This window comes from Peribacillus sedimenti (genome assembly GCF_046237635.1).
In the GTDB taxonomy this organism is placed as follows: domain Bacteria; phylum Bacillota; class Bacilli; order Bacillales; family DSM-1321; genus Peribacillus; species Peribacillus sedimenti.
Window position 1 is genome coordinate 175,720 of sequence record NZ_CP143547.1, and the last position, 21,668, is coordinate 197,387.

At 42.2% G+C, this 21,668-nt stretch carries 19 protein-coding genes; 16 read left to right on the forward strand and 3 right to left on the reverse strand.

The genetic code is table 11. The features are described 5' to 3' along the window. The first annotated feature begins 467 nt into the window (after window positions 1–467). The gene (gene glmS / locus V1500_RS01015; protein ID WP_409303814.1) at window positions 468–2,270 is read left to right on the forward strand and encodes a glutamine--fructose-6-phosphate transaminase (isomerizing); all 1,803 of its coding nucleotides are present in this window, start codon (window positions 468–470) and stop codon (window positions 2,268–2,270) included. A 367-nt stretch (window positions 2,271–2,637) separates the two neighbouring features. Here the strand turns inward: glmS and V1500_RS01020 are convergent, their stop codons facing one another. Continuing rightward, window positions 2,638–3,981, reverse strand: a complete 1,344-nt coding sequence (locus tag V1500_RS01020) for an MFS transporter (protein ID WP_409303815.1) — start codon at window positions 3,979–3,981, stop codon at window positions 2,638–2,640. A gap of 142 nt (window positions 3,982–4,123) precedes the next feature. Between V1500_RS01020 and V1500_RS01025 the strand changes: the two genes are divergently transcribed. Further along, window positions 4,124–4,942, forward strand: a complete 819-nt coding sequence (locus V1500_RS01025; RefSeq protein WP_409305879.1) for a histidinol-phosphatase — start codon at window positions 4,124–4,126, stop codon at window positions 4,940–4,942. A gap of 359 nt (window positions 4,943–5,301) precedes the next feature. Here V1500_RS01025 and V1500_RS01030 read toward each other — a convergent pair whose 3' ends face one another. Further along, window positions 5,302–6,177, reverse strand: coding sequence for a metal-dependent hydrolase (locus V1500_RS01030; RefSeq protein ID WP_409303816.1), 876 nt, complete (start codon window positions 6,175–6,177; stop codon window positions 5,302–5,304). Window positions 6,178–6,377: 200 nt separating this feature from the next. Between V1500_RS01030 and V1500_RS01035 the strand changes: the two genes are divergently transcribed. Further along, window positions 6,378–7,847 (forward strand): glycoside hydrolase family 32 protein, encoded by a 1,470-nt coding sequence (locus V1500_RS01035; protein ID WP_409303817.1) that lies wholly within the window; start codon window positions 6,378–6,380, stop codon window positions 7,845–7,847. Window positions 7,848–7,901: 54 nt separating this feature from the next. Here the strand turns inward: V1500_RS01035 and V1500_RS01040 are convergent, their stop codons facing one another. Then, window positions 7,902–8,336, reverse strand: coding sequence for a DMT family transporter (locus tag V1500_RS01040; RefSeq protein ID WP_409303818.1), 435 nt, complete (start codon window positions 8,334–8,336; stop codon window positions 7,902–7,904). Window positions 8,337–8,708: 372 nt separating this feature from the next. On the opposite strand from V1500_RS01040, the gene V1500_RS01045 reads away from it, so the two are divergent. From V1500_RS01045 to V1500_RS01105, 13 genes are all read left to right on the forward strand, one after another. Then, window positions 8,709–9,731, forward strand: coding sequence for an NADH:flavin oxidoreductase/NADH oxidase (locus V1500_RS01045; protein ID WP_409303819.1), 1,023 nt, complete (start codon window positions 8,709–8,711; stop codon window positions 9,729–9,731). A gap of 100 nt (window positions 9,732–9,831) precedes the next feature. After that, on the forward strand, window positions 9,832–10,503 hold the full coding sequence (locus tag V1500_RS01050; protein ID WP_409303820.1) for a type 1 glutamine amidotransferase domain-containing protein: 672 nt from the start codon (window positions 9,832–9,834) through the stop codon (window positions 10,501–10,503). A gap of 64 nt (window positions 10,504–10,567) precedes the next feature. After that, window positions 10,568–10,771: a 2-hydroxymuconate tautomerase gene (locus V1500_RS01055; protein WP_409303821.1), complete on the forward strand. Its 204-nt coding sequence runs from the start codon at window positions 10,568–10,570 to the stop codon at window positions 10,769–10,771. A gap of 279 nt (window positions 10,772–11,050) precedes the next feature. After that, complete coding sequence (locus V1500_RS01060; RefSeq protein WP_409303822.1) at window positions 11,051–12,040, forward strand: LacI family DNA-binding transcriptional regulator; 990 nt, start codon at window positions 11,051–11,053, stop codon at window positions 12,038–12,040. A 25-nt stretch (window positions 12,041–12,065) separates the two neighbouring features. Beyond that, a complete protein-coding gene (locus tag V1500_RS01065) occupies window positions 12,066–13,376 on the forward strand; it encodes an ABC transporter substrate-binding protein (protein WP_409303823.1) in 1,311 nt (436 codons plus the stop codon). A 222-nt stretch (window positions 13,377–13,598) separates the two neighbouring features. Continuing rightward, on the forward strand, window positions 13,599–14,918 hold the full coding sequence (locus V1500_RS01070; protein WP_409305880.1) for a carbohydrate ABC transporter permease: 1,320 nt from the start codon (window positions 13,599–13,601) through the stop codon (window positions 14,916–14,918). Between the two features lie 21 nt (window positions 14,919–14,939). Next, window positions 14,940–15,767, forward strand: a complete 828-nt coding sequence (locus V1500_RS01075) for a carbohydrate ABC transporter permease (protein WP_409303824.1) — start codon at window positions 14,940–14,942, stop codon at window positions 15,765–15,767. Between the two features lie 18 nt (window positions 15,768–15,785). Continuing rightward, window positions 15,786–16,505, forward strand: coding sequence for a ThuA domain-containing protein (locus V1500_RS01080; protein WP_409303825.1), 720 nt, complete (start codon window positions 15,786–15,788; stop codon window positions 16,503–16,505). Window positions 16,506–16,524: 19 nt separating this feature from the next. Then, on the forward strand, window positions 16,525–17,553 hold the full coding sequence (locus tag V1500_RS01085) for a Gfo/Idh/MocA family protein (RefSeq protein ID WP_409303826.1): 1,029 nt from the start codon (window positions 16,525–16,527) through the stop codon (window positions 17,551–17,553). 239 nt (window positions 17,554–17,792) lie between these two features. Further along, window positions 17,793–18,821 (forward strand): Gfo/Idh/MocA family protein, encoded by a 1,029-nt coding sequence (locus tag V1500_RS01090; protein ID WP_409303827.1) that lies wholly within the window; start codon window positions 17,793–17,795, stop codon window positions 18,819–18,821. A gap of 26 nt (window positions 18,822–18,847) precedes the next feature. Continuing rightward, window positions 18,848–19,816, forward strand: a complete 969-nt coding sequence (locus tag V1500_RS01095) for a sugar phosphate isomerase/epimerase family protein (RefSeq protein WP_409303828.1) — start codon at window positions 18,848–18,850, stop codon at window positions 19,814–19,816. Window positions 19,817–20,050: 234 nt separating this feature from the next. Further along, window positions 20,051–21,079 (forward strand): Bug family tripartite tricarboxylate transporter substrate binding protein, encoded by a 1,029-nt coding sequence (locus tag V1500_RS01100; protein WP_409303829.1) that lies wholly within the window; start codon window positions 20,051–20,053, stop codon window positions 21,077–21,079. Between the two features lie 130 nt (window positions 21,080–21,209). Next, window positions 21,210–21,659: a tripartite tricarboxylate transporter TctB family protein gene (locus V1500_RS01105; RefSeq protein WP_409303830.1), complete on the forward strand. Its 450-nt coding sequence runs from the start codon at window positions 21,210–21,212 to the stop codon at window positions 21,657–21,659. The last annotated feature ends 9 nt before the right edge of the window (window positions 21,660–21,668 follow it).

Genomic DNA, 21,668 nt, shown 5'->3' on the forward strand with positions numbered 1-21,668 from the left:
AGGAGGTTTAGCAAGTGACCTACCAGGGTAAAAGTGTTGGAAGTGCCTTTTGCTGGTATATCCATTGTTCCTAATTTAGACTTGAAAATCTCAGCCATAGGCAGCCATGGCGATAATTCCTATTGACGGATCCCGGTCTATAAGGTATGATTATCCTGTTTTTGATGGTTCATTTGCAAAAACATATCCTATAAAGAAGGGCGGGCAGTATAAAGTTTAAATAATTATAGCGCCTGGACTAAGCAGGACGAAAAGCTTAGTTGACGAGGAGGAGGTTTATCGAAGATTCGGCGGATGCCTCCCGGCTGAAAGTGCACAGCCGCAAGAATTTCTATTTTAAAACAGTCTGGCAACGGGCTGCACAAAGGATGGAAAATGCACAAAACTAAAATTTTACAGAGATGAGGGGGCAGGTCTGCCCCCGGCAAGGCCTGTTCCCCCTAATCGGTATAGGAGGAACGCCATTTATGTGTGGTATTGTTGGATATATAGGAAAACAGGATGCGAAAGAGATTCTGTTGAAGGGCTTGGAAAAGCTGGAGTACAGGGGATATGATTCTGCAGGTATAGCAGTGAAGAATGCGGATGGAATCCAAGTATTCAAGGAAAAGGGGCGTATTGCTGACCTGCGTGCCATCGTTGATGAAAATGTTGCTGCTAATACAGGTATCGGCCACACTCGATGGGCAACCCATGGAGTTCCAAACCGAAGCAATGCACACCCTCACCAAAGCACTTCCGGCCGTTTAACCCTTGTGCATAACGGCGTCATTGAAAACTATGATCTTTTAAAACGTGAATATTTACAGGATGTGGCATTCCAAAGTGACACGGATACTGAGGTTGTCGTTCAGCTTATAGAAAAATTCGTCAATGACGGATTGGAAGTTGAGGAAGCATTCCGTAAAACGTTGACGCTGTTAAAAGGGTCATATGCATTCGCATTGTTAGATTCACAAAATGAGCAAACCATTTTTGTAGCTAAAAACAAAAGCCCTCTATTGGTAGGAGTTGGAGAAGGCTTTAATGTGGTAGCGTCTGACGCAATGGCAATGATTCAGGTAACTGACCAATTCCTTGAACTTATGGATAAGGAAATGGTAATCGTAACGAAGGACAGCGTCTCTATTCAAAAGCTGGATGGAGCAGAGGTCACTCGTGAACCGTTTACTGCGGAGCTTGATGCAAGCGATATAGAAAAGGGCACATATCCTCATTATATGCTAAAGGAAATTGATGAGCAGCCGGCTGTGATGCGTAAAATCATTCAAGCGTACCAGAATGATGAGGGCAAGCTGACCATTGATTATAATATTGCTGAAGCCATGAACGAGGCTGACCGAGTTTATATCATCGCATGCGGAACCAGTTATCATGCCGGTCTCATCGGTAAGCAATTGATTGAAAACATGGCTAAAATACCGGTAGAAGTTCACGTAGCTTCTGAGTTCGTATACAATATGCCATTACTGTCTGAAAAACCTTTGTTCATCTTCATTTCACAAAGCGGTGAAACTGCAGATAGCCGTGCGGTTCTTGTTGCAATTAAGGAGCTTGGCTATAAGGCTTTGACCATTACAAACGTGCCTGGCTCTACACTTTCACGTGAAGCAGATTATACATTATTGCTGCATGCCGGTCCTGAAATTGCAGTTGCCTCCACAAAGGCATATACCGCACAAATTTCAGTTCTTGCTATTCTTGCAAATGTCACAGCTGCATTCCGTAACCAGGAAGTAAACTTTAACCTTGTGAAGGAACTAGGTATTGTTGCATCTGCAATGGAAGCACTTTGTGATTCCAAAGAAGCAATGGAAGAGATCGCTCGCGAGTATTTATCTGTTACTCGAAATGCCTTCTTTATCGGCCGTGCAATGGACTATTTTGTAGGACTTGAGGGTGCCCTTAAGCTGAAGGAAATCTCTTACATTCAGGCTGAAGGTTTTGCTGGCGGTGAATTAAAGCACGGAACAATTGCCTTGATTGAAGACGGTACTCCGGTTATTGCCCTAGCGACACAGGAAAACGTAAACTTAAGCATTCGCGGTAACGTAAAAGAAGTAGCAGCCCGCGGAGCAAACCCATGCATTATCTCGATGAAGGGTCTTGAAACCGAAGGAGACCGCTTCGTAATTCCAGAAGTGCATGAATTATTAACACCTCTTGTCTCTGTTATACCGTTGCAGTTATTAGCTTACTATGCAGCATTGCATAGAGATTGTGATGTTGATAAGCCACGTAACCTTGCAAAATCAGTTACTGTGGAATAATATAAGTAAAAAAGCTGCCTCTTAATTACCTTCCTTTCCAGGCAATGGGACTAGATGTTTGAAAGATTATCCCCGAGCAAGGAAAGAATGGAGGCAGTTATGTTTACAAAATAGCACAAAGAACCGAGCGTGTATGATTGATATCGCATCTCGGTTCTTTTTTAATCAAACGTTTGATTAAAACGGAGGAAATCCTGATATATAAGCAATTGTGGCGTTAATCAAACGATTGATTAAATGTCCATCGCGCAACGTCATACTTATGGGAATGTCATTCTTCAAATCAGACCCATTTGCTACCTGATCATACGAAAAAAGAGAGCGATTGTCGCTCTCTTTTTGTTTATATAAAATTGACCATGTGTTTCTATTTTGCAGGAGCTGCCTTTGCGTCTGTGATTGTTGCTTCATTTCTTATCAGATAAGACGTCACTAAAGCCAAAATGCTTCCGAAGAATCCAAAAATAAATAAATGATGGATGCCTTGCATGAAGCTTGATTCGCTTGCTAGAAGTGCACCCATGATCGTGACTCCAATCGCCGTACCCATGTTTCTGCAGAACATGAAGAATGAAGTGGAAATACCCTTTTCATGCGCTCCAACCAGCTGCTGAGATCCAATCAATCCCACAGTAGACAGCAGACCAAAGGCTAATCCCTGGACAATCATAATTCCAAATACATACCAGAAACCATGATTTTCATTTAAGAGCAGGAGTAAAATTCCTGAGAACAGTAACAATGCGTTCCCACTGATAAGCAAAATGCGATATCCATATTTCATGATCCATTTTCCTGCAGGAACCGCGACTGCCATCCAGCCTGCAGCGACTCCCAAGAGAGCAAACCCGCTCAGGAATAGAGAAAGACCGGCTATGTTTTGCAGGAACAGGGGAATGAAGCTTGATGTACCGAAAAGTGCTGCCGTCCCTATAAAAGCATTGATATTGATCCATGAAATCGTCTTATTTTTGAACATCGTCAACGGTACAATTGGAGAAGCCTGTTTTTTCTCATAGAAATAGAAAGCTATAAGAAGAGCTATTCCCAAAATGGTATATAATAATTTGTTTTCTTCGACTACCGTAACGAGCAGCAGGAATGTTACACCAGCGGCAAAGAGCAGTGCACCGATATAATCTATGCTAGCTTTCTTTGGCTGATACTCTTCCTTATAAGGCATAAGGGTAAGGAATGCGATTATGCATATAGGCAAATTAATAAAGAAAATCCATCTCCATGTCATAAACTCGACGAACAAGCCCCCAAGAAGGGGAGCAAGAATGGCGGATATTCCCCACATCGCTGTGAAAAGTGCCTGGATCTTCCCGCGTTTTTCCATGGGGAATAGATCGCCTGCAATAATAGCAGGAAACGGCATCATAAAGCCCGCTCCAATGCCCTGCACGGCGCGGAAGATGACTAATTGAACCATATTGGCTGATATACCGCAAAGTAATGAGCCTGCCAAAAATAATAGAATGCCTGAAGCAAAGACTCTTTTCCTGCCGAATAAATCAGATAATCTGCCGGCTACAGGAGACAATATCGTAGTAGTAATCATATAGGCTGCAAACGACCACGCATAAAGGTCAAATCTGCCCAGCTCCTTGGAAATGACAGGCATTGTTGTATTCATGATTGTCGTATCGATGGATGCTACCAGCATAGCGAGTACGATACTTATCATTACAGAAGTTCTGCTTTTCATATATTTGATTCCTTTCTTTTCATGTAGAGAAGGATTATACCATAACTTTATAAAATATAGTGTGTATAATAGCTCATAATTTTTTATAACATACCGTTTCAAAAGGTAACGGGCTGATATCAAATTTCTAAGGGGTGAAATGATGAAAGACTATGTAAAATTTGATTTGCATACGCATCATGAACGATGTGGCCATGCTAAGGGGACAATTCGCGATTACATAGAGAGTTCCATTGAAAAAGGATTACAGATAATCGGCATTTCCGATCACACTCCCTATTTTTCAAGTAAAGAGGACCAGCCACACCCAAATATTGCGATGGCAAAAAGCCAATTTGAAGAATATATAACCGAGGTGCTCCGTTTAAAAGAACAGTATAAAAATCAAATAGAAGTTCTGCTTGGGATAGAAGCAGACTTCTTTCCGGAATATGCAGAAGCCTATCGCAAAATCTTCAAGCCCTATCCATTTGATTATATTATCGGTTCAGTGCATCATCTAGACGGTGTAAGCATCTTTGACAAGAACCGTTGGGAGGGGCTTAGCAGTCAGGAAAAAATTAAAACAAAGGAATCCTATTATGAGCTAATTGAGCAATCTGCCAGCAGCGGCATGTTTCAGGTACTTGGCCATATCGATGCTATGAAGGGCTATTACCCGGCCTTTTCTGCTATTGAGACGGATGTGGTTGAGAAGACCTTAAAGACCATTGGGGAGAATGATATGGCAATAGAAATCAATACATCCGGCAAAACCAAATATTGCGGTGGATGGTATCCAGCAAATGAAATTCTGGAAAGGGCTCTTTTTCATAATGTGAAAGTGACATTTGGCTCAGATGCCCATAACCCTGACCGTATTGCTGACGAATTTGAAGAGGTAAGGAAGCTTCTGAAGGAGATAGGTTTCAGACAATGGGCTTATTTCAGACAGCAGAAAAGGGTCATGACAGACTTATGAAGCTATGCTTGATTAACGCGAAAAAGACAGATATACGAATAGAAACCGGAGAGTTTCCACATAGAGATTAACACAAATGACAAATATTATATTATTATTGATGGGAACACATTCTTAAAGGGAATGATTTTGATGTTTCGATACCAAAATATAATTATTGAATTTATATTTTGGGAGGGCAGCTATCTGATACCTAAGGCACTTGCTCCAATAACCGTCAATTTCGAAAAAAATTTAGGAGCATATATCGAGCCCAATGACTGGATGGAACATATTCTGTAAAATGATGCAATAAGGGATAGACCAGCCATCTTCGGCTGGTCTAAATTTTTTGATGTTCAGTACTCTAGCATCGTTTCTCATTCCTGTGTTTTTTCAATGAATTCATATAGGAAGGATTCTCCGTTACGATAAAAACGGGGGTCATAGATTCCTAATTTTTTGTCATCATCGACAATTACCACGAATGGTGACCATTCATATAAAGTCTTAGCTCTCGGGTTTTCAGCAAATAACCGATCCAGGCTTGCATCTTCGCTGGAATGAATCCTATTTTGCAGTTTTCCTTGTGTAAAAATAGAATCGGTAATAATGTCAACTGTTTGTTTATCTTTCGCAATTACTGTGAACTGCCATGGGATAAACCTTGCTGATAATGCCACCTGTTCATAGCCTGGTTTATATTGTTGATAGAGCAGATAACCTTGTGCGGACTGAATGACTACGTGCAGCACTACCATCACCCAGGCCAGTCGAAAAATGGAATAGTCCTTCATTGAGTTTCGCAGTTTTGATATGACAAAGGCTAATAAAAATATAAACCAAAAGACGAAATCTATAATAGAAATGGTGCCAGTTGCCAGACGCACTGATATGAAAGGTTCTAAATATCCAGTTCCCCAAGCATTCAAGACATCGCTGGTATCGTGAATAAAGACTGCAATGAGCGATATATAGAAATGCCTCATATTTTTTTGGCGGAATATCAGGAAATTCAGCAGGAACAGCAATAAAGCCCAAACCGGAATCATGATCAGGGAATGCGTAATCCCTCTATGCCACATTTGATACTGCCCGCTCGAATCCCAAAACTGTGAAATAATATCTATATCAGGGATTTGACTGGCCGCAATCGAAGTGAAAAGCAATGCGTATTTTTCCTTTTTGCTCATTTCCTCTTTATTGACAGCTTTATAAATGCCAACACCAAATAATGTATGTGTTACAGAATCCATTTCAACACCAGCCTATATATTTTTTTTATCGATATAAATATTGTCACAAAAAATAAGTAATCTAGCGAGCATTTTGCGCTCAGAAGGCGATTGTGTAAATATTGAAAGAATAGTAATGTGGATTCTATAAGAGCTAGAAGCGATAGTACAAACTGTATAAATGCGATATACGAATAAAAATTATTTAGGAGGATGATGGAATGGTTAAACATAATAATGTGATTGAAGAAGCAATGAAATCACTGGCGGCAACCAAAGAAAAGGTAAGCACTGACCCGTGCAGGCTGAAATTCCATGTAACAGCGCCTGCTTTCTGGATAAATGATCCTAATGGTTTTAGTTTTTTTAAGGGGGAATACCATTTATTTTATCAGCACCATCCGTACTCGCCCGAATGGGGACCGATGTATTGGGGGCATGTAAAAAGTAAGGACCTGGTCCATTGGGAACAGCTGCCGATTGCCCTTGCGCCTGATCAGGAATATGACAAGGATGGATGTTTTTCGGGAAGCGCCATTGAAAAGGATGGGGAACTTTACCTCATGTATACAGGGAATGTATGGACAGGTCCGGATCATGATACCGATTTAAAACAGGTTCAGTGCCTGGCGTTTAGCGAGGATGGGGTACATTTCAAGAAGCTTCTGGAGAATCCGGTTATAAAGGAGGCTCCGGACGGCGATGTCCATCCGTTTCATTTTCGCGATCCAAAAGTATGGAAGCAGGGTGAATTCTACTACTGCATTTTGGGTTCGAGAACCAAAAGCCATATTGGACAAGTATTGTTATATAGGTCTCATGATTTAATAGTGTGGGAATTCGTAAATATTGCCGCTAAGGCCGAAGGGAACTTAGGGTATATGTGGGAATGCCCTGATCTCTTCCATTTGGGTGGTTATGATGTATTGATGATGTCGCCTCAAGGCATGGAACCCGAGGGGAACCTGTATCATAATTTACATCAAGCTGGTTATGTTCTTGGTTCCATGGACTATGATAAAGGAATTCTAAGCCATGGGGAATTCCACTTGCTGGACTATGGATTTGATTTTTATGCTCCGCAAACCCTGACGGATGACCAGGGAAGAAGGATTATGATTGCCTGGATGGCAATGTGGGAAAGCGAGATGCCTGAACAGTCAAATTCATGGGCCGGAGCCATGACGATCCCTAGAGAGTTGAAGATGAAAAAAGGCAAAATTTTTAGCACGCCAGTTGCGGAATTGCAGCAGCTTCGTACAGATCAGGTTACATATGAGAATATAAAGATCAGCGGGGAGCAATCCCTTGATGGTATCAGTGGAGAAGTATTTGAATTGGAGGTTGCTATAGATCCAAAAAGTGCAATTCAATTTGGTCTTAAGCTTCGCGTAGGAAACCAAGAGGAAACAGAATTGCTATATGACAAAGACAGCGGGACGCTTTCGCTGGATCGCAGCGTTTCTGGTTCTGGGCCAACTGGAGTCCGTTCTGCTGATATTGACTTAATTGATTCTATGCTTAAGTTACATATATTCATCGATTCTTCTTCCGTGGAGGTTTTTGTTAATGGAGGCGAAAAGGTGATGACAGCCCGTATTTATCCCGATAAACAGTCGACAGGAGTCACTTTCTTCAGTGATGAGCAAATAGAAATCATAAAAGTGAATAAATGGGGGCTATCCAGGTAGCCGCATTGCCCTTTGATGCGTGAATTTTATTCTGCATCAAAGGGTGTTTTCGTTTTATTTGTGATTAAACAAATATAACGAGACAAACAGCAGAAGGATTGCCATTATTTTTTTTCCATCCAACGGGATTTGGTTACCCCCAAGGAGACCGAAATGGTCAATAAGGGCCCCAATTACAATTTGTCCTGCAACCACGCCTATAAGAGTGGAAGCAACACCTATTTTCGGTACAACCAGAACAGACATATATACATAAAATGCACCTAACAGACCACCGAACAATTGCCATTTGGGAACAGTACCGACAGATATTATATTACCCCTACCAAAAAACAAAGTCATAAAAAACAATGCTGCTGTTCCAATACAAAAGGATACGAATGCTGATTCAATTGCCCCGACCCTCTTGCCTAATGTACCGTTGATTTGTACTTGAAAGGCGATTGCGATGCCCCCAATGACAGCCAGTAATGGAAAGATAAATTTCACGTTCTTAACTCCTTACTCCCTTTTTGCTAACCATTCCATTATACTGCAATAGAAATAACTATACCTTGTAAATTGCTCGTATTTAAGAAACATAGGTACTATAGTACATATTGCAAGACAAAAGGAATCCTATTGTTATTATAAAAAATGTCTCATCTTTTTTGTTATAATTCCTGCAATGTCTAAGCACTATAAGGGGGAGTTGAACGATTTAGGGTGTATATGAAAAAAATTATATAAAGATGAGTAGACGCTCAAGTCGTGTTAATTGACTTTAGGGCGTATAAATGTGAAAAATGGGTAATATCCCAATGAGAAATGCAACAATTATTTTGAATAAGGGAAAAAAAGCAGCGAAAGGATGTACCTTGCATGCCAACATTATTAGATTCATTTCAACTCAAGGGACTACAGCTAAAAAACAGGATTGTTATGCCTCCGATGTGCCAATACTCTGTTATGGCAAAGGATGGCAAGCCGAATGATTGGCACTATACCCATTATACAAGCCGCGCTGTTGGGGGTGCAGGCTTAATCATCATGGAGATGACAGATGTTGATCCAGACGGGCGTATCACAGATTACGACTTGGGCTTATGGTCGGACGAACAAATTCCTGCATTCAAGCGAATTGTAGAATCATGCCAAGCTTACGGAGCAAAGGTGGGCATACAAATTGCTCATGCCGGAAGAAAAGCAGAGGACGCAGAAGTGCCAGTTTCCTCATCAGCGATTCAGTTTTCCGAGGATTATAAGCAACCGAGAGAATTGACCACGGACGAAGTGAAAGAAATGGTAGGCAAATTTGAATCGGCTTTTAAACGTGCCCTCGAAGCAGGAGTCGATGTAATTGAGATTCATGCAGCACATGGTTATTTGATTCACCAATTCCAATCTCCGCTAACCAATAAGCGTGAAGATGTTTACGGACAGGATAGGAGCCTTTTTGGGGTGGAAATCGTGAAGGCAGCCCGCCGGGTAATGCCTGAATCAATGCCGCTTATTATGAGGATTTCTGCAGTAGAGTATGCTGATGGCGGTTACGACCTTCCATACTCAATTGAGCTGGCGAAGCGATTCCAGGAGGCTGGAGTTGATATATTCCATGTATCCTCCGGCGGAGAAGGTACAAAAGGCCCAGCGTCAGCTGGTCCGGGGTATCAGCTGGATTTAGCCAAGGAAATCAAGGGCGCATTGAATATTCCAACGATTGCTGTGGGAAGAATGGAAGATATTCAGCTAAGTGATGAGGCAGTACGTGAAGGCAAAGCAGATCTAGTAGCAGTAGGCCGGGGCATGCTTCGAAACCCATATTGGGCCAATGAAGCGTCCATAGCATTGGGAGGAAAACCTCTGACTCCGAAGCCAGTTGCTGCAGCCTACAGTATTAGATAGGAAATAAGATTTAACAAATGGCGGAGTGCAGATATGCGGCCTCCTCTAGAGAGAACTAAGTATTTAGTAATCATCTTCAAAAATACGGGAGGTACTTAAGATGGCTGATTCAAAACGTGTTCTTATGGTTGTTACAAATCATACTACGATCACAGATGATCATAAAACTGGACTGTGGTTAGAAGAGTTTGCAGTACCGTATCTGCTTTTTAAGGAAAAAGGCTATAATGTGAAAGTGACAAGTATTGAAGGTGGAGAAGTTCCGCTAGATCCAAATAGCATCAACGAAAAAAATCCTGACTGGGAGACAGCAGAACAGGAACTTAAAGATACTGCTAAACTGAGTGCGGATGACGCAAACGGGTTTGATGCGATCTTCCTTCCAGGTGGTCATGGAACTATGTTTGATTTTCCCGATAATGAAATCCTGTTAAATATCCTGCAGCAGTTTGCAGAAGAAGGCCGTGTGATTGGTTCTGTGTGCCATGGTCCTGCAGGCCTGGTCAATGTCACTTATAAAGATGGCACGCCTTTAGTTAAGGGAAAAACTGTGACTGCGTTCACCGATGAAGAAGAAATCGAAATGGAGCTAGATGTGCATATGCCATTTATGCTCGAGTCTACCTTAAGGCTGCGGGGTGCAAACTTCGTATCCGGGGAAAAATGGACAGATTTCTCTGTACGTGATGGAAATCTGATTACAGGGCAAAACCCTCAATCAAGCAAAAGCACGGCTGACAAAGTCGTAGAAGCTTTAGAAAATCAAGCTTAATTATGTTTAAAAAGTACCGGCCGCACCGGTACTTTTTCAATTAAAAATAGAAGGAGGAGACACAATGCCATTTATAACGGTTAAAGTACTGGAAGGAAAAACGGAGGAACAAAAAAGGACTTTGGTTAAGAAAATGACAGAGGCGGTAACAGAATCCTTTGGAGTGGAAGCGGAAAAGGTATTTATCTTTTTTGAAGACCTCAAAAAGGAAAACTACGGGAAACAAGGGGAGTTATTCTCCTATTTGGACAATTCATCTGATAAATAAAATAGTACAGAAAAAACGTTTTGTCCCCAAATTATGACAGAGAGAAATTAACATAAAGATGTATGAGAACCTCCTGATTTGCTTGGGAGGTTTTTAATTTTTCACCAGAATTTTCCCGTATTATTTACTTTTTTAACCCGCGGGTTTGTCGAAACAATTATTGAATATTTCACAATTGTTTGTTGAAATATCAAATATAAAATTGTATGATACATCTGAAAACGTTTTCATGAAATCGATTTCAGAAATAAGTGCTTGCGTAAAAAGGGGGAGGGTTGATTGGCTACGATTGCCGATGTAGCCAGAGCGGCAGGGCTATCCAGTGCTACGGTTTCAAGAGTGATTAACAATCATCAGTATGTTTCTGAAGAGAAAAAACAACTGGTTTATCAAGCAATGGAAGCTTTAAACTATTTTCCTAACGCATCTGCCCAAAAGCTGCGCAGTAAAAAAACAAATACAATTGGTGTCATGATCCCACAGCTAACCAATCCGTTCTTCACGTATCTGCTTGAAGGAATTGACCGAATTGCGACCGAGCATGATTATCAGCTATTAGTTTGCCAAACAAAAAATAACAGATTTAAGGAACTGCACTTTTTAAATTACTTGAAGGCAAAGCAGGTAGACGGCATCATTTTAACATCTATTGAAAATGATTGGGCGACTATTGCTGACTATCATACATACGGTCCAATCGTTTTGTGTAATGAATACACATACCAAATGCTTGTTCCGATGGTCCGGTTAGACCAGCAAGAAGGGGCTTACATTGGAACACGCCATTTAATTGAAAAGGGTCATCGTGCAATCGGCTATTGCTTTGGAGGGAATACTTCACAGCTTACGATTGACCGGCATGCAGGATACAGAAGGGCATTGAATCAATTTGGAATTCCTTACAAAAAGGACTGGATTTTTAGAGATGCCTATGATTTGGAGGACGGAAAAAGGGTCTTTCGGAACACGCTTGAGATGGACAACCCGCCAACTGCGTTCTTTACGGGCAGTGATCAGGTTGCAGCAGGAATTGTTAAAGAAGCAATAAGCCATGGTTTTTCAGTACCCGGGGATATATCAGTGATCGGGTTCGATGACCAGCCGATTGCCAGTGTCTTGGAGCCGACACTGACTACTATAAAACAGCCTGCTGAAGAAATAGGCTCCAATGCAATGAATTTGATGATCAAATGCCTGGAAAATCATATTGATCCGAGTGAAATGGATATTCAATTACCGTTACAGCTGATTGTACGCCAATCGACTTAATCGAAAAATAATAGGGGGCCAAACAATGAAGAGGCTTAAGAAAATGAAACTCTTTTCTGGTGTATTAGCTGCTTCACTTATGCTTGCTGCATGCAGTTCTAATGAAACCGGAAGCGATACCAAGAAAGATGATACGAAAACAGACAATAAAGAAGAAACAGTAACGCTGGTATATGCACGCGGTAAGGATGTAACAAAAGGTACATCGGAAATGGTCAAGGCATTCGAAGCTAAACACCCAAACATTAAGATTAAGTTCCGTGAAATGCCGGCAGATACTGGCCAGCAGCATGACCAATATGTCACGGCATTCAACGCAAAATCCTCCGAGATTGATGTTATTGACATGGATGTTATTTGGCCGGCAGAATTCGCACAGGCAGGGTATGTATTGCCACTGGATCGCTTTATCGAACAGGATGGCATCGATTTGAACACGTATAACCAGGGTGCTCTTGCTGCTTCCCAATTCAACGGCAAGCAATGGGCATTGCCAAAGTTCATTGACGGCGGGCTATTGTTCTACAGAAAAGACCTTGTTAAAGAAGATGAAATTCCAAAAACATGGGATGACCTGATTAAACAGGCTAAAGCGAAAAAGGGGCAAGGCGGAACAAAATTCGGCTACATCCTTCAGGCCAAACAATATGAAGGGCTTGTATGTAATACGATTGAATTCGTTGCCTCATATGGCGGTGCATTCATTGACGAGAACAGCAACGTAGTGGTTAACTCACCTGAAACAATTAAGGGTCTAAAGAAATTAGTTGAAATCGCGAAGTCTGATTTTGTACCGGGGAATGTAACAACATTTGCAGAAACAGAATCTGACCAAGCGTTCATTGAAGGACAAACAGTGTTCTTGCGTAACTGGCCGTATGAATTCGCAAGTGCGAATGATCCTTCCAAATCAAAAATTGTAGATAAAGTAGGCATTGCTCCGCTTCCTGCTGGAGACAAAGGGTCTGCAGCTGCCCTGGGCGGCTGGCAGGCAGGAATCAACAAATATTCCAAGCATCCAAAAGAAGCATGGGAATTCCTGAAGTTCATGGCAGGACCTGAAGGGCAAAAGATTGATGCAATCCACGGAGGCCACGCACCAACTATTACAAGTCTTTACCAGGACCAAGAAATCTTAAAGGCAAACCCTACATTTGGGGATAAAGGTTTTGTTGAAGGTCTAAATTCAGCAGTATCTCGTCCAGTGGCACCAAACTATCCGGAAATCTCCGAAATTATTCAAATCGAGGTTTCAAAAGCCATTGCTGGACAGCAAACAGTGGAAGAAGCAGTTAAAAACATGGAAACACAAATGAAAGCAAAACTAGTCAAGTAATGTTCTCTTTTAAAATGGAATAGCCTCGTTTCTTTGGAGGCTATTCCATTTTCTGTAATTTTCATACAGTTTGAACGGCCAGCTAAAACATCGGCGTCAGACGCTTTTTCACAAGTCAAGGAGCGCATGATTATAAAGTATCTGGTCGTTTCCAAAAATAAAGGAGGGTGCCCCTTGGATAACCAACCCGTGGTAATTAATAAAGAAAATCAAAGCGGGGTTATTACGCAGAAGACCAAGAAGAGGACAAAAAAGGGCAAAGCGTCAGAAAGCAAACTTGGATATTTACTGGTCGCACCTGGACTGATCCTTATTTTAGTCATTGCTATCTGGCCGGTATTGCAATCATTTTACTTTAGTCTTTTTGATTTGAAATTGAATAATCCAACAAAGTCGGAAGCCCATTTAAACTATAGCATAGATCTGGATCGGTACTTAAACAATTATCCCTTCCTTGTAGGCGGAATCAATAATGAAATCCGGGCTGGAAACGCTCCTGAGCAATTGACGGAAATAAAAGATAGGCTTACTAAAATTGATGAGAAAATCCAGTCCTCCGATGGAGTAAAAGCTCCTTATCAGAAGGTGGATGAGCAGCTGGCCAATTTTGAGCCGGTCGACGCCGAGCTGAGCATCGCTGAATTGGAGCAGGATGTTGCGGAATCAGTACTAAAAGAAGTGAATGATATAAACGGAGATCTTACTAAGCTTGCAGCTGAAACAGAGTTTGCCCAGAAGGACAAGCTGCTTGGCCTGTCAGCCGGCCTTGCAGATTCCATTATTGAGCCCAACTTCATTGGCTTTAGGCATTATCAAGATAACTTCTCGGACAGCCGCATGTGGAAAGCTCTTGGAAATACTTTAATGTTTACTGTGATCTCAGTGGGAGTCGAACTAGTGTTAGGACTTGCCATTGCTCTATTGATCAATAAAGCCTTTTTTGGGCGTGGATTAATTCGGGCAAGCATATTGATCCCGTGGGCCATTCCAACGGCTGTGTCTGCTTTAATGTGGAAATTCTTATACGATGGGCAAAACGGGATTGTGGCGAAGATTTTTGAAGAGGTTGGCCTTGTAGACAGTATGACTAAATTGCTGACCACTGATGTTGGGGCATTTTTCTCTGTCATATTCTCGGATGTTTGGAAAACGACTCCATATATGGCTCTATTATTGCTTGCAGGCTTGCAGACCATCCCGGCGTCATTATATGAGGCAGCTTCAATTGATGGTGCGGGTAAATGGAAGCAATTTAGTACGATTACACTGCCATTATTGAAATCCAGCATACTTGTAGCCCTTCTGTTCCGTACACTGGATGCATTCCGAGTCTTTGACCTGATCTTTGTATTAACAGGGGGAGGCCCAGCCAACTCCACCGAAACCATTTCCATCCTCGCCTATAAAGTCATGTTCTCACAGACTAATTTCGGAGAAGGATCGGCGCTTTCAGTTATTGTCTTTATCTGTGTAGCGATTATATCGATGATCTATATTAAATTCCTGGGCAGGGACCTATTAAATGACGGCTCAGGAAGATAGGAAAGGAGTGTAGGCAACGATATGCAGAAAAAAGCAGGACCTTGGTTTTACCTGTTTCTCACTGTGTTTGTCCTGGTTGTGATGTTTCCCTTTCTATGGATGGCGATCAGTTCTGTAAAGCCATTGACTGAACTGTTTGGAGACAAGGCATTTACGCCGTACACACAAAATCCGACTTTTGATAGCTATCTATCTGTATTTCAGGACTATCCATTCTTACGCTATATGTGGAACAGCTTTGTGGTTGCCAGCATTACAACCGTATACACCGTATTTGTAGCTTCTTTTGCTGCATATGCGATAGCCCGTCTGAACTTTCGAGGAAAGACAATCATCCTGGGCCTTGTTTTGTCAGTCACAATGTTTCCGCAAATTGCAACCATTGCACCCATCTATATTGTCCTAAAAAATATAGGGCTGACAAATTCCTATCTTGGCCTTATTATCCCGTATACAACCTTTACTCTGCCTCTATCCATCTGGCTTCTTGTTACATTTTTCAGGAAAATACCTTTTGATCTCGAGGAAGCAGCTAAAATTGACGGGGCAACGATGATGCAGACCTATTGGAAAGTAATATTGCCGCTTGCATTGCCAGGATTATTTACCACTGCGATTCTGGTGTTCATTGCGGCTTGGAACGAATTCTTATTTTCTTTAACTATTAATACAGACGACAAATACAAAACGGTGCCAACCGGGATTGCAATGTTCCAGGGCCAGTACACGATACCATGGGGAGAGATAGCAGCCGCAACGGTTGTTGTGACGATCCCGCTGGTTGTGATGGTACTGCTGTTCCAGCGCCGAATTGTTTCTGGTCTTACATCCGGTTCAGTCAAAGAATAGATTAGGAGTTGACGAAGCATGACAAAAGTTACAGTCTGGAATGAAAATCGACACGAAAAAAAGAATCCCGTTGTCAGTGAGATTTATCCTAAAGGAATTCATGGAGCTATAGCTGAATTCCTGGAACAGGACAACCTTGAGGTTCGTACAGCGACTCTTGACGAACCCGAGCATGGGTTATCAGAAGATGTGTTAAACAATACAGATGTACTGGTATGGTGGGGACATATTGCTCATGAGGAAGTCAGCGACGAAGTGGTGGAAAGGGTAAGGCAGCGTGTACTTGATGGTATGGGCCTTGTTGTCCTCCACTCTGGCCATTTTTCGAAAATATTTAAGAAGCTGATGGGTACATCCTGTGACCTGAAATGGCGGGAAGCTGATGAAAAGGAAAGAATCTGGGTAGTAAACCCCGCGCATCCAATTGTAGATGGTGTGGGTGAATTCTTCGAATTGGAGAAGGAAGAAATGTACGGTGAACACTTTGACATCCCTGCACCGGATGAACTAGTGCTGGTGAGCTGGTTTGAAGGGGGAGAGGTGTTCAGAAGCGGCTGTACCTACATTCGGGGCAATGGAAAGGTATTCTACTTCCGGCCAGGCCATGAAACTTATCCAACCTATTACAATGACAACGTTCAACGAATCATAACCAATGCTGTCAATTGGGCTAAGCCAATAGATAGGGCTAGGCCAGTGTACGGAAATGCAAAGCCGTTAGAGGAAATTGGCAATTAAAAAACGGGAGGACGAGAAAATGAAAAAGATTAAAGTAGGGGTTATTGGAGCAGGAAGCATTGCGCAGCACCGTCACCTTCCGGAGTATGCAGCCAATGATTCAGTAGAAATCGTAGCGGTCTGTGATGTTGTGGAAGAGCGTGCGAAGGAAGTAGCTTTAAAATATAATGCGAAGGCATATAACGATTATAAGGAATTACTGGCAGATGAAAATATAGATGCAGTCAGTGTCTGTACACCGAACTATCTGCATGCACCGATTTCGATTGACGCACTAAATGCAGGCAAGCATGTATTGTGTGAAAAACCAATGGCTACTTCCATGGAAGAAGCCAAAGCGATGATTGAGGCTGCAGACAAAAATGGCAAACAGCTCATGATTGGGCACAATCAGCGATTTGTATCTTCTCATCGAAAGGCAAGAGAAATGATCAAGAAAGGTGATATTGGAAAGATTTATAGTTTCAGAACAGCATTCGGGCACCCAGGCCCTGAATCATGGAGCGTGGACGGCAAGGAGAGCTGGTTCTTTATTAAGGAAAAGGCCTTTATTGGAGCAATGGGGGATCTGGGCGTCCATAAAACAGATTTGCTTCGTTATCTTCTCGATGAAGAATTCTCTGAAGTTGCTGCATTCGTGGAAACTAGTTCCAAGACGAATAGTGATGTAGACGATAATGCTGTGTGTATTCTTAAAACAGAGAGCGGAATTATCGGTACCCTGGCAGCCAGCTGGTCATACGCTTCAGAAGATAACTCTACTATCATATACGGCGAAAAGGCCATCCTTCGTTTGGAAGACAACCCTAACTACTCACTGGTTGTCCAATACAAGAATGGTGATGTAGAAAACCATGAACTTGGAAAAATCCAGTCCAATGAAGAAGGCGGACAGAGCAATTCACATGTAATTGATGAGTTTGTTTCAAGCCTGACAGCAGAGAAGGAAGTCCCTGTACCCGGTAAAGAAGGAATGAAGTCGCTGAATGTAATTATTTCGGCACTGGATGCACATGAAACAAAAACGATTGTAAAAATTCAATCATAAAAAAGCAGGTTGCAAAGGCTATGCTAGTGAACAACTTTACAAAATAAATTTCTATGACAGACCATCTGTAAGGCTAGCATTTCCATTCTCTTCGGCCAATTCCAATCGTGATGGAATCATTCTTCAATAGTAAGTTCCAGAGAATGTAACAGTCCGAACTGGTTGTTAGTTCTCACATAACCATCCTGATTGATTCCCGTTGCTGTATTACCAGATAGTCTGAAAGAGGTGTATTGACAATGAATAAATTGCGTGTGGGATTAATTGGGGTTGGTGGAATTGCGGTGGGAAGGCATATTCCCACTCTGCATAAGTTATCAGACAGGACAGAGATCAAAGCTGTCAGCGATATCAATATGGAGCGTGCCCACCAGGTTGCTTACCAATATGGCATTTCCGGAGTTTATCAAAACTATCAAGATATGTTTCATGAAGTGGATGCTGTTATCGTAAGTACGCCAAATAAATTCCATGCCGAGATTGCCATTGCCGCTCTCGACAAAGGGCTACATGTATTTTGCGAGAAGCCTATGGCACTGACAACAGCTGAGTGTGAGGCTATGATCGCAGCGGCAAAACGGACCGGAAAGGTGCTTTCAGTTGGATATCACTATAGGTTCATGAAGGAAGCGCAGGGTGCAAAAAAAATCATAGACGCTGGAGAGATTGGCAGGCCTCTGGTAATAAGGGTCCAAGCATTAAGAAGGAGAAAAGTGCCTGGCTGGGGTGTATTTACGAATAAGGAACTTCAGGGAGGCGGAAGTTTGATAGATTATGGCTGCCATTTGCTAGACCTTGCCCTATGGTTGATCGGAAATCCTGAACCCGTTGAGGTAGCTGGAGCAGCTTACAATCAGTTAAGCCGGATCCCTGGACAAGTAAACATGTGGGGGAGTTTCAACCACGAAACGTTTAACGTGGATGACCACGTAACAGCTTATTTAAAGTTTGCGAGCGGTGCCTCACTTTTAATGGAAACTTCATGGTCCAATAATATTTCACAGGATGTTATAGAAAATATAAGCATTTCCGGCGATAAAGCAGGAATTGATGTCTTCCCTCTCCGCTTGAATTATCCTAAACACGGAATGCTGTTTAATAGCGAGGCTGTCTGGATGCCAGGGGAGGATGATCCGAGCATTCCACAGGCCCATAATTTTATTAATGCATGCTTGGGGCTTGAAGAGCAGGTAGTTAAGCCTGAGCAAGCCATGCAGGTTTCCTCTATCATTGAGAAAATCTATGAAAATAGTAAGGTAATTTCATAGCTATAAAAAATGAAAGGACTGGTACAATGAAGCTTGGCGTTTTTACTGTATTATTTGCAGATAAAACTTTTGAAGAAATGCTGGATTATGTGAAGGCAGCGGGAGTTACTGCTGTTGAAATTGGAACAGGTAACTACCCTGGCAATAAGCATTGCGATCTTGACGGCTTGCTGGAAAGCGAGGAAAAGCGCAAGGATTACTTGAACCAGATAGAATCGCGGGGACTGACCATAAGTGCATTTAGCTGCCATGGAAATCCTATTTCCCCAGATTCGGAATTTGCAAGGACTTCGCATGAAACCTTTGTAAAAACCGTGAAACTTGCCTCTTTAATGAGCGTGCCTGTGGTGAACTGCTTCTCCGGAACAGCAGGCGACCACGAAGGAGCCAAGTACCCCAACTGGCCGGTTACCCCCTGGCCAAATGAATACGGCGATGTTTTAAAATGGCAGTGGGAAGAAAAACTGGTTCCTTATTGGAAGGAATGGGGCAAGTTTGCCAGTGATCATAATGTCAAAATAGGTTTAGAGCTTCATGGAGGGTTTCTTGTCCATACGCCTTATACTCTATTAAAGCTCCGTGAATTGACTTGTGATGCAATAGGCGCTAACCTCGATCCGAGCCATTTATGGTGGCAGGGAATTGACCCGGTGGCAGCTATAAAAATACTAGGAAAAGCAAATGCCATCCATCATTTCCATGCCAAGGATACATACATTGACCAGGAAAATGTCAATATGTATGGATTGACTGATATGCAGCCATACGGTGAAGTGCAGACCAGGGCATGGACATTCCGTTCTGTCGGCTGCGGCCATGGCATACAGGATTGGTCAGATATGATGAGTGCCCTTCGCACCTATGGCTATGACTATGTTGTAAGCATTGAGCACGAAGATGCACTTATGTCCATTGAAGAAGGATTCACTCGTGCTGTGCGCAATTTGCAGTCGGTATTAATTGAGGAACAGCCAGGCTCCATGTGGTGGGTGTAAAAACAGCTAAATACTTTTGAGACCTCCTGCCTACGGGCAGGTTTTTTATTATTAAAGAATCTTTCGTCGCTGTTTGTGATGACCAGGCCTTATAGTATTATATTGAAGTTTGCTGCCGTGAACAAAATGAACAATATGAAGGAAAGATTTTAAATGCACCTTAATTACATAATCTAGCAAATTTCTTTTTATTTTGTAAAATAAAGAAAACGCTTACAAAAGAGGAGGATACATATGGTATCTATTAAAAAGTTTTCTGCCGTTCTTAGTGCAGGAGTGCTCGCTTTGGGCCTGGCAGCCTGTGGCAGTGATACATCCGGAAGTGGAGGCAAAAAAGAAGAAAGCACAGGTTATCCAAAGAAGGCAATTACAGTTGTAGCGCCTTCTGGTGCAGGTGGTGGCTGGGACTTGACAGCCCGTTCATTTACAAAGGTACTAAGTGAGACAAAATTGGTAAAACAGCCAATGACCGTCGAAAATAAGCCTGGAGGCGGCGGAGCTGTTTTCATGGCTGAATATGCTACGGCACAGGCTGAAAATAACGATATGCTTTTCATTAATTCCCCACCTATCATTATCAATAATTTGAAAAAAGAAGGAAATAGTCCTTACGGATATAAGAACACAACTCCACTAGCACAATTGACAAAGGATTTTGGGGCCATTGTTGTTAAGGCAGACTCCAAGTTTACAGATTTAGAGTCTGTGTTGGAGGAAGTTAAAAAAGATCCAAAAAAGTTAACCTTTGCGGGTGGATCCGCCCCTGGTTCCATGGACCATCTGGTTTCCGTTTTGCCAGCTTACAAGTATGGAGTAGACCCTACTAAAATAAAATATGTTTCCTATGATGGCGGAGGAGAAGCGATCACAGCATTGCTTGGAGGAAATGCAGATGTAATTGGTACAGATGCTTCCAGCGTTAAAGAATTTTTGAAGGCAGGCAAAGTAAAAGTTTTAGCAATCACTTCAGCTGAAAGGCTTGGAGGAGACTTCAAAGATATCCCTACCGCCAAAGAACAAGGTGTTGATGCAGAATTTACAATTTGGCGCGGCGTTTTCGGTCCTGAAAAAATGTCCGAAGAAGCCAAGTCCTACTGGGAAAAAACCATTGATAAGCTAGTTGCTTCTCCTGAATGGAAAACCGAAGTTGAAACTCAAGGCTGGGAAATGGAATACAAAAATAGTGGCGAATTCAAGACTTTCTTGGATGAACAAGAAAAGCAAGTTCAACAATTGTTAGAGGCATTAGGAATGCAGAAGTAATAATGCGAGGAGAGGGAGAATGTGCTCCTTCTCTTCTCCTTTATACAGTGCAATGCTTTGCTTTATTAATGCTCTGCGGGGAGTCTGACCCCCGTGCCTGAATGTGCAAAGAAAGGTGATGTGTGTAACTATGAAATTCGATCGTATAGCAGCCGTTTTGTTTCTTGCAGTGGGGGTTCTTTTTGTAATTGGAAGCAGGCAATTGGGCAGCTCTTCCTACGGCAGCGAGGTGGGACCAGATATTTTCCCGATGTTTCTTGGAATCATTCTTGTGTTGCTTAGCGTCCGACTATTCATTGAAACATTGCGGAGTGATTCTGGCTCCAAAGAGAAGGAAAAGATTGATTACAAACCGTTCCTTATTATATTTGCAGCAACACTTGTCTACATTCTCACACTGGAAACAATAGGATATGTTATTACAACCTTTCTTTTTCTATTTATTTGCTTTCAGACAATGGAAAGAACCAAGCTGTTTGCCTCGCTTCTAATATCTGCTTGTTTCTCAGGATTGGTCTATTACGTATATGTAGATGTGTTAAAAGGAACGCTGCCAGGATGGCCAATCTGGTTCAGCTGATGAAGGGAG

Coding starts and splice junctions, on each gene's coding strand:
- glmS (WP_409303814.1), top strand. CDS start 468: ATGTGTGGTATTGTTGGATATATAGGAAAACAGGATGCGAAAGAGATT.
- V1500_RS01020 (WP_409303815.1), bottom strand. CDS start 3,981: ATGAAAAGCAGAACTTCTGTAATGATAAGTATCGTACTCGCTATGCTG.
- V1500_RS01025 (WP_409305879.1), top strand. CDS start 4,124: ATGAAAGACTATGTAAAATTTGATTTGCATACGCATCATGAACGATGT.
- V1500_RS01030 (WP_409303816.1), bottom strand. CDS start 6,177: ATGGATTCTGTAACACATACATTATTTGGTGTTGGCATTTATAAAGCT.
- V1500_RS01035 (WP_409303817.1), top strand. CDS start 6,378: ATGGTTAAACATAATAATGTGATTGAAGAAGCAATGAAATCACTGGCG.
- V1500_RS01045 (WP_409303819.1), top strand. CDS start 8,709: ATGCCAACATTATTAGATTCATTTCAACTCAAGGGACTACAGCTAAAA.
- V1500_RS01050 (WP_409303820.1), top strand. CDS start 9,832: ATGGCTGATTCAAAACGTGTTCTTATGGTTGTTACAAATCATACTACG.
- V1500_RS01055 (WP_409303821.1), top strand. CDS start 10,568: ATGCCATTTATAACGGTTAAAGTACTGGAAGGAAAAACGGAGGAACAA.
- V1500_RS01065 (WP_409303823.1), top strand. CDS start 12,066: ATGAAGAGGCTTAAGAAAATGAAACTCTTTTCTGGTGTATTAGCTGCT.
- V1500_RS01075 (WP_409303824.1), top strand. CDS start 14,940: ATGCAGAAAAAAGCAGGACCTTGGTTTTACCTGTTTCTCACTGTGTTT.
- V1500_RS01080 (WP_409303825.1), top strand. CDS start 15,786: ATGACAAAAGTTACAGTCTGGAATGAAAATCGACACGAAAAAAAGAAT.
- V1500_RS01085 (WP_409303826.1), top strand. CDS start 16,525: ATGAAAAAGATTAAAGTAGGGGTTATTGGAGCAGGAAGCATTGCGCAG.
- V1500_RS01090 (WP_409303827.1), top strand. CDS start 17,793: ATGAATAAATTGCGTGTGGGATTAATTGGGGTTGGTGGAATTGCGGTG.
- V1500_RS01095 (WP_409303828.1), top strand. CDS start 18,848: ATGAAGCTTGGCGTTTTTACTGTATTATTTGCAGATAAAACTTTTGAA.
- V1500_RS01100 (WP_409303829.1), top strand. CDS start 20,051: ATGGTATCTATTAAAAAGTTTTCTGCCGTTCTTAGTGCAGGAGTGCTC.
- V1500_RS01105 (WP_409303830.1), top strand. CDS start 21,210: ATGAAATTCGATCGTATAGCAGCCGTTTTGTTTCTTGCAGTGGGGGTT.